14 protein-coding genes are annotated in these 14,576 nt (G+C 40.6%); 2 read left to right on the plus strand and 12 right to left on the minus strand.

Annotation, left to right across the window (positions count from 1 at the left end; genetic code table 11):
• Positions 1–31: 31 nt before the first annotated feature.
• The 4 genes from glnD to AC1M9C_RS01105 all read right to left on the minus strand — a co-directional run bounded on the left by glnD (position 32) and on the right by AC1M9C_RS01105 (position 5,190).
• Positions 32–2,698: a [protein-PII] uridylyltransferase gene (gene glnD / locus AC1M9C_RS01090; RefSeq protein WP_481587032.1), complete on the minus strand. Its 2,667-nt coding sequence runs from the start codon at positions 2,696–2,698 to the stop codon at positions 32–34.
• A 23-nt stretch (positions 2,699–2,721) separates the two neighbouring features.
• Positions 2,722–3,939: a formate-dependent phosphoribosylglycinamide formyltransferase gene (gene purT, locus AC1M9C_RS01095; RefSeq protein ID WP_481587033.1), complete on the minus strand. Its 1,218-nt coding sequence runs from the start codon at positions 3,937–3,939 to the stop codon at positions 2,722–2,724.
• Between the two features lie 184 nt (positions 3,940–4,123).
• A complete protein-coding gene (ygaH, locus tag AC1M9C_RS01100) occupies positions 4,124–4,465 on the minus strand; it encodes an L-valine transporter subunit YgaH (protein ID WP_179998205.1) in 342 nt (113 codons plus the stop codon).
• Entirely contained in the window at positions 4,462–5,190 is a 729-nt protein-coding gene (locus tag AC1M9C_RS01105) for an AzlC family ABC transporter permease (protein ID WP_481587034.1), read from the minus strand. The genes ygaH and AC1M9C_RS01105 overlap by 4 nt, the downstream gene beginning before the upstream one ends.
• A gap of 125 nt (positions 5,191–5,315) precedes the next feature.
• Here AC1M9C_RS01105 and AC1M9C_RS01110 point away from each other — a divergent pair, with 125 nt between their 5' ends.
• On the plus strand, positions 5,316–5,798 hold the full coding sequence (locus AC1M9C_RS01110; protein WP_035264529.1) for a hypothetical protein: 483 nt from the start codon (positions 5,316–5,318) through the stop codon (positions 5,796–5,798).
• 66 nt (positions 5,799–5,864) lie between these two features.
• Here AC1M9C_RS01110 and AC1M9C_RS01115 read toward each other — a convergent pair whose 3' ends face one another.
• Positions 5,865–6,557 carry a Crp/Fnr family transcriptional regulator gene (locus tag AC1M9C_RS01115; RefSeq protein ID WP_481587035.1) on the minus strand — a complete coding sequence of 231 codons (693 nt, stop codon included), beginning with the start codon at positions 6,555–6,557 and terminating at the stop codon, positions 5,865–5,867.
• Between the two features lie 99 nt (positions 6,558–6,656).
• Here AC1M9C_RS01115 and AC1M9C_RS01120 point away from each other — a divergent pair, with 99 nt between their 5' ends.
• The gene (locus AC1M9C_RS01120; protein WP_481587036.1) at positions 6,657–7,211 is read left to right on the plus strand and encodes an Mpo1 family 2-hydroxy fatty acid dioxygenase; all 555 of its coding nucleotides are present in this window, start codon (positions 6,657–6,659) and stop codon (positions 7,209–7,211) included.
• Positions 7,212–7,271: 60 nt separating this feature from the next.
• Here the strand turns inward: AC1M9C_RS01120 and ychF are convergent, their stop codons facing one another.
• The 7 genes from ychF to AC1M9C_RS01155 form a co-directional block, all read right to left on the minus strand.
• Positions 7,272–8,363 (minus strand): redox-regulated ATPase YchF, encoded by a 1,092-nt coding sequence (gene ychF / locus AC1M9C_RS01125; RefSeq protein WP_035264512.1) that lies wholly within the window; start codon positions 8,361–8,363, stop codon positions 7,272–7,274.
• Between the two features lie 123 nt (positions 8,364–8,486).
• On the minus strand, positions 8,487–9,146 hold the full coding sequence (locus AC1M9C_RS01130; RefSeq protein WP_092766235.1) for a methionine ABC transporter permease: 660 nt from the start codon (positions 9,144–9,146) through the stop codon (positions 8,487–8,489).
• Complete coding sequence (locus AC1M9C_RS01135; protein WP_481587038.1) at positions 9,127–10,197, minus strand: methionine ABC transporter ATP-binding protein; 1,071 nt, start codon at positions 10,195–10,197, stop codon at positions 9,127–9,129. The genes AC1M9C_RS01130 and AC1M9C_RS01135 overlap by 20 nt, the downstream gene beginning before the upstream one ends.
• 11 nt (positions 10,198–10,208) lie before the next feature.
• Positions 10,209–11,042: a MetQ/NlpA family ABC transporter substrate-binding protein gene (locus AC1M9C_RS01140; RefSeq protein WP_481587039.1), complete on the minus strand. Its 834-nt coding sequence runs from the start codon at positions 11,040–11,042 to the stop codon at positions 10,209–10,211.
• Positions 11,043–11,051: 9 nt separating this feature from the next.
• Entirely contained in the window at positions 11,052–11,894 is an 843-nt protein-coding gene (locus tag AC1M9C_RS01145; protein ID WP_179998201.1) for a MetQ/NlpA family ABC transporter substrate-binding protein, read from the minus strand.
• A 25-nt stretch (positions 11,895–11,919) separates the two neighbouring features.
• Entirely contained in the window at positions 11,920–13,350 is a 1,431-nt protein-coding gene (locus AC1M9C_RS01150; RefSeq protein WP_481953032.1) for an LLM class flavin-dependent oxidoreductase, read from the minus strand.
• Entirely contained in the window at positions 13,350–14,573 is a 1,224-nt protein-coding gene (locus tag AC1M9C_RS01155; protein WP_481953033.1) for an SfnB family sulfur acquisition oxidoreductase, read from the minus strand. Before AC1M9C_RS01155 ends, AC1M9C_RS01150 begins: the two co-directional genes overlap by 1 nt.
• Positions 14,574–14,576: the final 3 nt, after the last annotated feature.

Below are 14,576 nucleotides of genomic sequence, written 5' to 3' on the forward strand. Positions count from 1 at the left end.
GAAACAGTTACCGTCGGGTTAAATCTAAATTTTAATGATGATTACAGACCTGATTTGAAGCCTCATCTAATGCTGCTTTTAATTGTTCAGCAAAAGCCTGAGCTTCAGTTAAATTCATAGGTTCGCCATTCTTTTTGGTTACAAAGAAAATATCTTCTGCGCGCTCACCCAAGGTGGCGATTTTCGCGGAATGGATATCGAGACCTTGCATCATAAATAAGCCACCGATACGGGCAAGTAATCCAGGCTGATCGAGGGTAGAGATCTCGACCATATTTTGCTGTAGCGCCTCGTTCAACGTAATATCAATTGTGTTTTCGATATCAAAATGACGAAGTTGGCGTGGTATACGGCGTTGCATTAAACCTGGATAATTTTGTGAATCTGTTAATGCGTGCACCAATGATTCTTTTACCGTATTTTCACGTTCTGGATCTGTCACTAATGTGCCAAAACGATCAAGCACCACGTAGGTGTCTAAGCTAAAGGATTTAGTTGCTGTAATAATGCGTGCATCTTGTACATCTAGATTCATACGATCTAGAACTGCAACAGTGGTGGCAAAAAGATTAGGTTGATCTTGAGTGTAAATAAAAATCTGCACAGCATCTTGCGCTGATTTACGGTGCGCGCGCATCATCACCAATGGTGCTGAATTATCACCATGATCTAGGATTGCACGTGTATGCCATGCGACTTCATCTGCAGTTTCTTTGAGGAAGTATTCGTCACCAAGTTCTTGCCAAACTTTTTCAACAGCTTCTAAAGCATAATCATTGACAAGTAATTCACTTGCTGCAAATTTGGTATCTTCGATCAGCATTTGGTAATCGACAGGACGTCCCAAACCACTACGAATAACGTCACGAGCATTGGTATATAACTGACGCATGAGCGATGCTCGCCATGTGTTCCAAAGCTTAGGATTGGTTGCGTTAATGTCAGCCACTGTAAGCGTATACAGATAGTCTAAGTGTTCCATATCACCTAGCTTCTCGGCAAAATCTTTTACAACATCTGGATCAGAAATATCTTTTTTCTGCGCAGTCATCGACATCAATAGATGATTTTGGATTAACCACGCAACAAGATTACACTCACGCTCAGTAAAACCGTGCTTGCTACAGAACTCAATGGCATCAACCGCGCCCAATTCACTATGGTCTCCACCACGACCTTTGGCGATATCATGGAACAAAGCAGCGAGGAATACGATGTCTCGGCGCACCAGACGCTGGAATACCGAACTTACGACAGGAAAATCTTTAGCAAATTCTGGCGCTTTAAAACGATTTAAATTACGTAAGAGTAGGAGCGTATGTGCATCTACAGTATAGATATGGAATAAATCGTATTGCATAAGGCCCATGATTTGCCCAAATGCAGGAATATAGTTGCCGAGTACACCATAACGTTTCATTGCAAGCAATGTTTCATATAAGTTATTTGGTGATCGGATGATCGCCATAAACAAGGCTTGATTAATTGGATTGTCTCTATACGCTTGATCAATGCGTTTTGCAGCTAAAGTGAGTAATCGTAGTGTACGCGCTCGAATCCCATCAATATCAGGTCGATTTGCTAGGATATAGAAAATCTCAAGGATGGCTGTAGGCTTCTCTGCAAAAATTTTATGGTGTTGAACTGCGAGTTTACCATCCACCAATTTGAAGTTTTCATTCACTTCCTCAATTTTACGCTCATAGTTGGGTAAACGAGGCGTGATGACAGACTCATTAAAATAGGCGAGTAGCATTTCATTCAGGGTTGAAACCTGCTGAGCTGCTCGATAGTAGCGTTTCATGAACTGTTCAATTGGATAATTGATATGTTCACCTTCGACTTTGTGGTAACCAAATTTTGCTGCGATATCGCGTTGGTAATCAAACAATAGTCGGTTTTCATCACGCTTAGTTAAGCGGTGTAAATGATGACGAATTTCCCAGAGAAAATTCTCAGCATCTTCGAGAACCCCAAGTTCAAACTCAGAAATGAAACCTAAATGTACAAGATCGTATATACGATTTACTCGGAAATGCCGTTTTGCAATCCAACCAATTTGGTTAATGTCTCGAATGCCGCCCGGTGCATTTTTGATATCAGGTTCTAAATTACTTTCAGTGTTGTTGTGCTGAGCGTAGCGTTTGGCTTGTTCTTCCATCTTGGCATCAAAGAAGGTTTTATCCGTCCAAGTTTGTGAAACAACACGACGAGGCCATTTCGCTAAGTGTTCATTGCCAATAATTAAACGAGACTCAATGAGAGATGTAGCTACCGTTAAGTCATTCATGGCCTGTTCAAAGCACTGTTGAATGGTTCTTACACTTACGCCAGGTTTAAAATTGCCAACATCCCATAGAGAGGAAATAAAAATGGTAATGGCATTTTCTTGTTCTTGTGTAAGATCATCTTCTGAAAGGATCAGAATGTCGACATCAGAGTAGGGCATCATTTCACGACGACCATAACCTCCTACAGCGAACAAGCCTAGATCTGTTTGATCTAACTCAGCATGCTGCCAAAGGAATTTAAGCGCCTCATCAATCAGATTTGATCGAGTGAGGATGATCTCACGTATCGCCTTACCATGTTCAAACTCATGTTGTAATTGATTTTCAACATCTGAGCGCCATTGATTAATTGCCTTGATGTCGTGATTACTCGAAACATAGTTTGCTAATGGAGACGTATTGATCATGAAATGATGGCCTACCTAATGAATTATTTATTTTGATTTACAATTACTTTTGAAGCTGCTTCAGTCGCTAATTCGCGTGCAATGTCAGTTGTTTCAGCACGTGCAGTTGAGACCCCCATACGGCGACGTTTAAAACCTTCAGGTTTGCCAAAAAGACGTAAATCGACATTAGGGTTTTGCATAGCAAGATTTAAGCCAGAAAATGACAAATTCGTATCATCAACACCTGCATAGATCACAGCGCTTGCAGCCACACTGTGACGTTGCGTATTCACTGGAAGACCTAAAATCGCACGAGCATGAAGTTCAAATTCACTTTGATATTGAGATGCAAGTGTCACTAATCCAGTGTCATGTGGACGTGGAGAAACTTCACTGAACCAAACTTGATCACCTTTAACGAATAATTCCACTCCAAAAATACCGCAACCGCCTAGCGCTACTGTGACTTTATTGGCAATACGTTTTGCTTCATCAAGGGCAGCTGTGCTCATAGGTTGAGGTTGCCAGCTTTCTACATAGTCACCTGCATCTTGACGGTGTCCAATAGGGTCGCAGAAGTGCGTTTCGATGTCTCCTGTTTCAGGATTTTTTGCGCGTACTGTGAGTAATGTAATTTCGAAATCAAAATCAATTTGCGATTCTACGATGACAGTGCCTTGATTGACACGACCACCTGTTTGAGCATATTCCCAAGCCGCGTCGACTTCATCAAAAGATTTTACGCGTGACTGTCCTTTACCTGATGATGACATCACAGGTTTTACAAAATTTGGATAGCCAATATCATCACATGCTGCACGGAATGATTCCAAACTATTGGCAAAACGATAAGCCGAGGTTGGTAGCCCTAGTTCCTCAGCTGCGAGGCGACGAATTCCTTCACGATTCATGGTGAGATTCACGGCTTTCGCAGAGGGAATAACTACGGCAGTTTTAGCATCTTCGATTTCCACTAAGACTTCAGTGGCAATGGCTTCAATCTCAGGAACAATTAAATGAGGTTGAACTTGTTCAATCAGTTTTTTTAATTCTTTTGGGTCCGCCATATTCAAAGTATAGGAATGATGAGCAACTTGCATGGCAGGTGCATTGTCATAGCGATCTGCTGCATGTACTTCTACACCTAATCGTTGTAATGATATTACCACCTCTTTACCCAACTCACCTGAACCCAATAATAGAACTTTAAACGCCGAAGATTGAAGTGGAGTACCGAGTGTAATAAGCATTTGATTCATCCGTGCTTGATATTATGGACTTTTAGCATATCAGAACTAAAACCTCTTGAGCGCGATGAATACAAGAAAAAGCAAGAAATTATTTTGATATCGTTTAATTTTTTTATTGATAAAAATGCATAAGCCTTATCCGAGGATCAGGCTTATAAATTTAGAATCTGAATGAATATTACGCAAGAAATGTTTAAAGTGGGAAATAGGTATACACCAAACCGTATGTGAGTGCGGCCGTGAGTGTTGCAGGTACAATCTGTTTAAATTTGAAATACAAACCCGAGAGCACAATAAAACCAATTAACATGGCAACGCTCTTATTGGGTGTTTCTAAGAGCGGTGGTAAAGTCGCGACCACGAGCATTGAACTGATCGCAGCAATACCGATTGATCCAAGGGCGATTTTGAGCCAAAGTGCACCGCGTTTCTGGCGACCTTGTTGCAGTTTTTGAATCACAAAAAAAGGACCAAAGCGTGAGGCGAAATTCGCGATACCGACTAGAATACCGACACAAATAATTTCTAGATTCATGATTGTTCACCTGTGTGCAAAGGATCATGTTGCTTCAGTACATAATGTTTAAACAAACCAGCCAAAATACCAGAGCTTATGCCAATGAATATCGCTGCAGATAAATCGATAAAGTAACACGCAATAGCAGAAACAATAATGGTGATGGTCACGACAAAGGTATGTTTTTTCTCAAATGCAGCCAATAAAAAGCTCAAGAAAAGTGCAGGTAATAGAAAGTCGAGCGCTGCTTGCAAAAATTGGGGGAGATGACTGACTTGATCTGCAAATAAGCCCCCGAGAAAAGATCCAAGTGCCCAAGACAACCAGCTAAACAGACTCAGACCTAACATCCAAGATTCAGACCATTCTTGACGGCGTTGCGAAAGTTTAATCATGCCTGATGCAAAGACTTCGTCGGTCAAGCCCCATGACCAAATTGCAGTTTTTTTCAGATTGAGTTTATCTTGAATTAAGTTTTGTAAAGCAGGGCCATATAACAAATGTCGAATATCAAGCGCTATTACTGTTAAGGCTGTCATCCAGATAGAAGTGCCACTGCCGAGTAAGGCAACCACCAAAAATTGACTGGCACCGGCATACATCGAACAGGATAAAAATAATGCTTCCCACGCTGTAAAACCAAATTGAGTTGCAGATACACCAAACGCGAATGAAACAGGCAAATAGGTGAAAATGATGGCTTGACTATCTTTGGCACCTTGCCAAAAACTTGCCGGTGTCATGTGTGGGGAGCTTGATTGGGTCACGATAAACCTAATTGGAGATTGGAACAAAAGGTATAAAACGAGATTGAGTATTCTACCCGAATTTACTAGCATAGTGCCGAATAGTTTATTAGAGCGATGTCATGTTTGCGATTCAATCTCCCTTTAAATTAGCTGCATTGACTACATTCCTCATCTTCACTTTGTCCGGTTGTGGTGGTCAGGCAGAAACTGCCGATGAAAAGGTTGAAATTAAAGAAGCACCGAAGTTGACCAATGATGCAACTGAATATGCAAATCATGCTTGGCAATTGATTAATCAGGTTGATCCTATTCTGTATCAAGCCAATAAAGCGCTTATACCATCACAAGTACGCGAGCCTGTGCGTCAATTGGTGTTGGATTGGCGTATTAATGTCAAAATGACCGACTCAGTGACTGAAGGGAAATATGCGCTTTGTCGTAAAGCGCTAACAACCATAGATGCTTGGGCACGTGCAATCGTGGAAAATGAGGGTCAGCTCGCACAGCGTCAAGCCAATTATGAACGCGATAAAGCGCAGTGCAAAACTGCAATTGAGCAACCAGAATTAGGAAACACCAAGGCGTATACAAAATTATTTTAAGTGACCCTAGCCACCCCAATACAATGATTAATCCAGATTTTACTGAAGCATATCATCTTTAGTCGGTTAAGTTTGATCGGCTAAAGCTTTAAGTTGATTGAGATTAATCACCTCAATTTTTTTAAATGCAATTTTAATTGCGCCAATTTTTTCTAAATGCTGTAGTTCTTGATTAATGGTCTGTCTTGAGCAGACTAACATTTGTGCCAATTGTTCTTGAGATAGGTTGATGGTGTTTTTTTCAATCTCTTTGAGATTACCGTATCCATTTAAGATAAAGATTAATCTTTGGGCTAAACGTTGAATAAGGGGTTGTGTTTGAATAGACACCAACTCCATGAAAGCATAACGGAGTTTATGACTGACCAATTTGGCCATATAAAACCAAAATTTTGGATATTGTTCTAAAATTAGATCAAGTCCTACACGACTTATTTTGAGGATTTTGGATTTTTTACTGGTAATCGCATGATGAGAGCGGGGTTGTTGATCAATCAACGAAATTTCACCAAACCACATAATGGGATCTGCGATAACTGTCACCGCCTCACGACCTTCTACGTCAATATGTGCTAAACGAACAGCACCATCAATCACGGCATAAATGCCATCAAATTGATCAGCTTTAGAAAATATCAGTTGCTCTTTGCCATATTCAATGAGCTGTGCATGTTCGAGCATCAGCTGTTGTAGTTCATGATCAAACTGGCTAAACCACCAATTATTTTTTAAAAGATAAACGTATTGATTTGAAAGCAAAATTATCCCTTTTATGCTGTTTATTTGTCGTCTAGTCGACAACTTATTGGTTTACATTTATATATAGTGAAGGAAATAGTCAGAAAAAGGAATGATAACATGACTCGTTTAGAGAGCTTGCTTGGACAATATGCAGCTTATCACCTAGATCGTAAAAACGTATTTTCACATTTTATTGGAATTCCCTTGATTGTATTTTCGATCTTGTGTTTTGCAGCCAAAGCGCAATTTACAGTTGCAGGATATCCCATTGATCTTGCAATGTTATTGATCGTCGCATCGGTGATTTATTACTTGAGTTTGGATCTCATTTTTGGGGTAGTGATGGCAGTGCTATTTGCTTTAATTTATCAGCCAGCCACACAAGTAGCAGCTTTAGCGACATCCTCTTGGGTATTGGTAAGTGCTGGATTTTTTATTGTGGGATGGATTATTCAATTTATTGGGCACTATTATGAAAAGAAAAAACCAGCTTTTGTAGATGATCTTGTTGGACTCGCTATAGGTCCTTTATTTGTCGTAGCAGAATTTATATTTCTTGTTGGTTTACGTAAGAAACTGGAAGAGAAAGTATTGGTTCGAGCTAAACAATTACGCTATGACATGGACCATAAACACGTAAATCACTCGAGTACTTCAACTCAAAATCCATGATCTCAATCTTTTAAATAATCTTTGCAAAAAAAACAGCCTTTCGGCTGTTTTTTTAATGACTTAAACGTTAAAACGGAAATGTAAAACATCACCATCTTGAACGACATAAGTTTTACCTTCAAGACGCCATTTTCCAGCTTCTTTAGCGCCAGCTTCGCCGTTGTATTGAACAAAATCGTCATAGGCAATGCATTCTGCACGAATAAAGCCTTTCTCAAAATCAGTGTGAATCACACCAGCAGCTTGAGGAGCGGTCGCACCGATTTTTACAGTCCAAGCACGAACTTCTTGAACGCCTGCAGTGAAATAAGTTTGTAGGCCAAGTAAGCCATAACCTGCACGAATAACCACGTTAAGACCTGGTTCTTCCATGCCCATCGCTTCTAAAAATTCAGCACGCTCATCATCTTCAAGCAAAGAGATTTCAGCTTCGATTTGGTTGCAAAGCGGAACTACAATAGCATTCTCTTCTGCCGCTAATTTTTTAACAGCATCAAGGTGCGGATTGTTTTCAAAACCATCTTCAGCAACGTTAGCAATATACATTGTTGGTTTAAGGGTTAATAAACCAAAGCCACGAACTAATTTGCGCTCGTCGTCATCAAGATCAGCTGCGCGAGCAGGGCGACCTTCATCAAGTAATGGCTGAATTTTTTCTAGTACAGCTTTTGTTGCAACAGCTTCTTTATCACCACCTTTCGCAGACTTTGCTAAACGTGTAACCGCTTTTGATACTGTTTCTAAATCTGCTAAAGCAAGCTCAGTGTTAATAGTTGCAATGTCATCAAGTGGGTCAATTTTGCCGTTCACGTGAATAACATTTTCGTCTTCAAAACAACGTACTACGTGTGCAATTGCATCAGTTTCACGAATGTTGGCTAAGAATTGGTTCCCTAAACCTTCACCTTTAGAAGCACCAGCAACTAAACCTGCGATGTCTACAAATTCCATTGTGGTTGGAATAACACGTTGAGGTTTAACAATAGCAGTTAATTTATCTAAACGTGGATCTGGAACAGGAACGATGCCGGTGTTTGGTTCAATGGTACAGAATGGGAAGTTTTCTGCAGCAATAGCAGCTTTCGTCAATGCATTGAAAAGTGTAGATTTACCAACGTTCGGCAAGCCGACAATACCGCAATTAAAACCCATGAAAAGACTCACACAGTGTTATTTAAAAATTGTCGGTGATTTTACATCAAAGCCATGACAAAGTCAGGTCATGGCTTGGATGTTTCTCGAAAACACAGATGAGACTCAATTGAATAGTGTGAATTAGATTTTACGTTTGTCCAAACTATGTGCCAATTGATCACCCAAAGCTTGAATCAGCATGACCAATACGACTAATACGATGATCACCGCCAACATAATTTGCATATCGAAGCGTTGGTAGCCATATCGGTAGGCGATGTCACCTAAACCACCCGCACCAATAGCACCCGCAATCGCAGAGGAATTGATCATGGTTACAAGCGTGACAGTAAAACCTGCCACAATACCAGGCAGTGCTTCTGGTAAAAGCACATGCCAAATAATTTGTTTGCGATTACAGCCCATGGCTTGTGCAGCTTCTATGAGCCCATGATCAACTTCTCGTAGACTGACTTCCGCAATACGTGCGAAAAAAGGTGTAGCCGCAATAGTTAAAGGTACAACCGCAGCCCATACCCCATAACTGGTCCCCACAATCAGTCGAGTGAAGGGAATGAGCGCCACCATTAAAATTAAGAAGGGAATAGAGCGCGTAATATTTACCACCCAACCTAAGGCATGATTGATTTTTTTTGATGGATAAATCCCATTTTCTGAGGTGTTGACGAGGATTACAGCCATAGGCAATCCAATAAGAAGCGCTAAAAATGCAGAAATACCGACCATTAACAAAGTATCAATGGTACCCGTAATTAAAAGATCAATGAGCTGGTTGTGCATAGCCAAGCACCTCGATTTGTGATGTTTTATGGTGGAATTGCTGATGAAGCGTATGCACATCAACATCTAATTGAGGAATACCTACGATGAGTGAGCCAACCAGATGATGTTGAATAGTGTCTACATGGCTTTGATATAAATGCACAGGCAGTGCAATTTTAGAAAGTACATCATTTAAGTTGGGAGGATTTTTCAAATCAGTTGCATAGCTGATTTTCAAAATGGTATGCGTTAAATGTGTAGCTCGCTCTTGATGTAACTGGAATGGCAAATCTAGCTGTTCCAAATTGAGAAGTTCTTGCGTGATTTTCTGCTGGGGACGAGAGAAGACTGACCAAACTTGCCCTGATTCAACGATTTCACCTTGATCAATGACCACCACTTGATCGCAAATTTCACGAATCACTTGCATTTCATGTGTAATGAGAACGATGGTGAGTCCTAATTTTTGATTAATTTCTTTCAGTAAAGATAAAACAACAGATGTGCTTTCTGGATCAAGTGCCGATGTTGCCTCATCACACAATAGTATTTCCGGTTTACTGACCAATGCGCGGGCAATCCCAACTCGTTGTTTTTGTCCACCCGATAATTGTGATGGATAGTGATGATGCTTTTCAGCTAAACCGACTAGATTTAAAACCTCATCTACACGAGTTTGAATCTCAGCAGCAGGCACTTTTGCGATTTTCAATGGAAGCGCGACATTTTCCCAAACTGTTTTGGCAGATAGTAAATTAAAATGTTGAAAAATCATGCCAATACGCTGGCGTAGGACGATTAACTCATTGTGATTAAGTTGCCCTAGATCATGTTGATGTATATGAATACTACCATCAGAAATAGTTTCTAACCCATTTAAGGTGCGAATCAATGAGGATTTGCCCGCACCACTTTTGCCGATAATGCCGAAAATTTTTCCTTCAGGAATATCCAAATTAATGTTTTTGAGTGCGTGAACTTGTTTTCCTTGTACATCGTAATACTTATTTAAATGACGAATCGTAATATGGGGTACTGCAAATTCAATGTGTGAACCAAAACTCACCATGATTATTCTCCTTATTTCCAGCCTTCAAACCACAAACCTTGCCCAAAGTCTTTGTCTAGAATCTGACGGACTTTTGCAGAGTTTTGGAAGGTGTCAACCACAGTTTTTAATTTGTCATCCTGATCTTGATAATCCCGACGCGTTACAAACAAAATCGCAAATTTTTTATTGATCGGATCTAATAACAGTGCAGACGTAGGATCAGCAACTTTTGCCATTTTCAAATAATGAGGAAAACCCATAATTAAGTCAGCTTCATTGTAAGCATGCGCGGTTTGCGGGCCTTCAACTTCAATAATCTTGAGTCTTTTAGGATTACTGATAATGTCTCGGGTGCTGGTGAGTTCATTATTAATATCTTTAACTTGAATTAAGCCTGCACGAGCCAGCAAATTTAAACCACGTGCCATGTTGACTGGATCATTCGGTACGACTACTTTCGCTTGATCAGGTATTTCCTGTAGGGATTGATATTTTTTTGAATAAAGTCCGACATGACTGCCTGAACCTTTTGCAAAAGGCACAAGGTCATAGCCTGTTTCACGCACTGCATTCGCTAGAAAAACACTTTGTTGAAAGAAATTGGCGTCAATATCACCATTTTGCACAGCGACATTGGGCGCTTGCCAGTCTGAAAATTCAATCAACTCCAGATGGATACCTTGAGCTTTTACATCCTCAGCGACACTTTGCAGTAATTCAGCATAGGGTGGGCTAATGCCGATTTTAATAACTTTATCATTTGAGTTTTGACTGATATAACGATATCCCACTAAGGCCGCCAGTACTGCGACGATGACGACTGCAATTTGGATGAATTTAGATGATTGTGTTGAAGTAGACATGAACGCTCCTTATTTCCAGCCTTTGAACCATAGTTTTTCACCAATATCCTCATTCAATGCTTGTTTAACTTTGTCTGAGCTTTGATAAATTTGGATAAATTTTTTCAGTTGAGCTGCTTTTTCAGGCTGAGTTTGTTCAAAGTCATCGCGAACAACAAATAAGATGGCATAAAGCGTGTTGTTAATTTCATCCAAAATTAAGGCATCATTTGGATCAATCGTTTGCGCTAAGCGTAGGTACATTGGATAGCTAAATACGAGGTCTGCATCATCTACGGCACGCGCAGTTTGCGGGCCTTCGACTTCAATAAAGTTCAATTTTTTTGGATTGGATTTAATATCTTTTAAGTTGGATAAGTGGTTGTTGGAATCCTTAAGTTGTATTAATCCAGCGTGTTGTAAGAGGAGTAGGGCGCGACCCTGATTCACAGGATCATTTGGCAGTACAACTCGAGCGCCATTTTCAACTTCACTCATCGCTTTATATTTTTTTGAATATAAACCGACATGTGTTCCTGAGCCGATGCCCAAGGGTTTGAGCTTAAAGTTGGTTTCTTTTAACGCATTATTCAAGAAAGGTTGATGCTGAAAATAATTTGCATCAATATCCCCATGATTTAGGGTGATGTTGGGTGTATTCCAATCTGAAAATTCTACCAAACGTACATGAATGCCTTGCGCCTTTGCTTCTTCAATTGCGGCTTGAAGTGGTTTTGCAAATGGTGGGCTAATGCCAATCACAATTTCTTGTTGATCATTTTTTTTCAAAAAGGACCATGCAAACGCTGCAATCACAATAATGGCGATTGCAACGCCGATCCATTTAAGTCGAGAAGACTGAGCTTGTGCCATAGAAAGACCCCTAAATATTAAAAACTTAAGCTGAATGTTGGTGTATAGGATTTAAATTTGATTGTTGTATATCTTGTGTTGAGCTTGGACATCGGAAATGATGTGCAGGATGTGAAAGTGGTAAATGATCTCCCGCATTGAATAGCTTGTGCCTTAAGCTACCCTCAGCATAGGCGGTCTTATAGCGACCACGTTGTTGCAGTTCAGGAATGACATAACGAATAAAATCTTGATGTGACTCTGGAGCGACTGTACGGGCAAGGTTAAAACCATCTAATCCAGAAATATCAATGAATTCGATTAGCTGTTGAGCAACTGTTGCTCCACTGCCAACAAATAAGGGATAACGTCCACCGAGTACATGCTGAGCTTTTAAATCTGCCAAAGTGACTTTGTTTTCCTTAAAGCGCTCATTTACAGAAACGATGCTGTTGGTTTTTTTATATGGAATAGCATCCTCATCTTTTAGATGACCTAAGTCTGTTCCGATTGAGCTTGAAAAATGCGCAATCCCTGCTTCAGGACTTGCATATTGAATATAGTCCTGCAGTTTTTCTTGCGCTTGTTGATCTGTTTCAGCAGTGACGACAGTGATACCCGCAAATAATTTAATTGCTGTACCATCACGACCTTGTGAATGGGCTAATTGGCGAATCTTTTGTGTTTGCGATGCAATTTTTTCAGCGGTATCTCCACCAATAAACATGGCTTCTGCATGCCGAGTGGCAAACTGTAGTCCTTTAGGTGATGCTCCCGCTTGATATAGAACAGGTGTTCGTTGTACTGAAGGCGAGACTTGGAAGACGCCGTGACTGTTATAGAACTTTCCTTGATGGTGGATCGCATGTACTTTAGTCGGATCGGTAAAAATGCGATTGAGCTTATCTTGGATGACGGCATCATTTTCCCAAGAGCCTTCCCAAAATTTGTAGCAGAGTTCTAAAAATTCTTCAGCTTGTTCATAACGTAAATCGTGATCTTTCAGTCCTTGCTGACCGAATAATCGCGCTGCACTATCCAAATAGCCAGTGACGATATTCCATCCTAAACGTCCTTGGGTCAGGTGATCCAGACTCGCGAAGCGACGAGCAAATTGATAAGGAGATTCATAACTTAAGTTCACTGTAATACCGAAACCCAAATGCTGCGTGACGGCTGCCATTGCAGACACCAGCGTGCTTGGATCATGGCTTGGCAGTTGAATTGATTCTTTCAAGGTTAGATCAATGCCATTTTGATAGACATCGTAAACGCCAGTAATATCGGCAATGAACAATCCATCGAAAAGACCTTTCTCTAAAGTTTGAGCGAGTTCTGTCCAATAACTTAATTCATTAAATCGGTATGATTGATCACGTGGATGTGTCCAAAGTCCATGATTAATATGACCTACACAATTCATATCAAATGCATTGAACAGGATCTGTTTTTGAGGTTTCGATTGAATTTTTGTCATTACAGCGTACCTCGTCTTGGGGGGAATACGCCGTTTAAAACATAATTGGCTATGAAGAAATATTTCCAACGCGCTGGATCATGCAAGGTATGAACACGTGCGTTTCTCCAGTATCGGTCAAGATTATCTTGTCGTTGACTTGCACGACTACCAGCCAGTTCAATCAGTTTTGACGAGACTTTTAGTGCAGTCTCGGTACTGTGTGCACGTGCTTTAGCCACTTGAATAGAAGCATGTGCAACTGAATGTTCTGAAGGGGAGACTTTGGCATCTTGAACCGCTTGCGCTGCTTGTTTAAGTAGTAACTCAGTGGCCTTGACGTCTGTTGCAATTCGACCAATTTCGTACAGTGTCAAAGGGTCTTGAGTGGCATGTTCAACTTTTGCATCTATCCAAGGGCGTGCTTGACGAACGCGTATTAATGTTTCTTCAAAAGCAGCTCGAGCAATGCCTGTTTCAATTGAGGCATGAATAATTTGTGCAAATGGACCTGAAATGGTGGCGGTTGAATAAGCTGAATCAAAAGGGACTACATCCTCTGGGTCAATCTGTACATTTTCAAATTTAACAGTCCCACTGCCAGTGGTGCGTTGTCCAAATCCACTCCAGTCATCTATTAGGCTTAAGCCCTCGCTATGACGTGGAACAAAGACCAGAAACTGGCGCTCTTGTTCATCACTAGCAAGGGTTGGAATACGGTGAGCGAATAGACTGCCAGTGCAATAAAATTTTTCTCCATTGAGGACATAACCATTTTCGACTTGTCTTAAAGAGGTATGGCGTTGTGCTGCATTTTTAGTTTTAAACTCAGCCAAGGCATTTCCAAAGCGAGCACCTTGTAAAACTTCAGTAAATAAACGTCTTTTTTGAGCATCAGACCCAGTATTCCTCAAAATTTCAAGTGCATAGAAATGATTTTGTGGAATTTGTCCGATAGAGCCATCAACACCACTCATTAATGCGATGATTTTTGTCAGTGTATGAATAGAAACATCGGCACCGCCATATTGTTGAGGTACTGTAATGGCCCATAAGCCAGATTGACTGTACGCTTCGATTTCTTCATGAGGAAGCTCACGATTTAAATCTCGTTCAGATGCACGGTACTTAAACTTTTCTGCAAGTTCGTGTGCGACTTTTAATGCTTCTTCATCAGAGCGAATAATATGCGCTGGTCTATAACTGCCTGATTCTTGGATCTCTAAAGCTTGTAAAGATGACATGAT

This window comes from Acinetobacter sp. 24-47-39 (genome assembly GCF_056783825.1).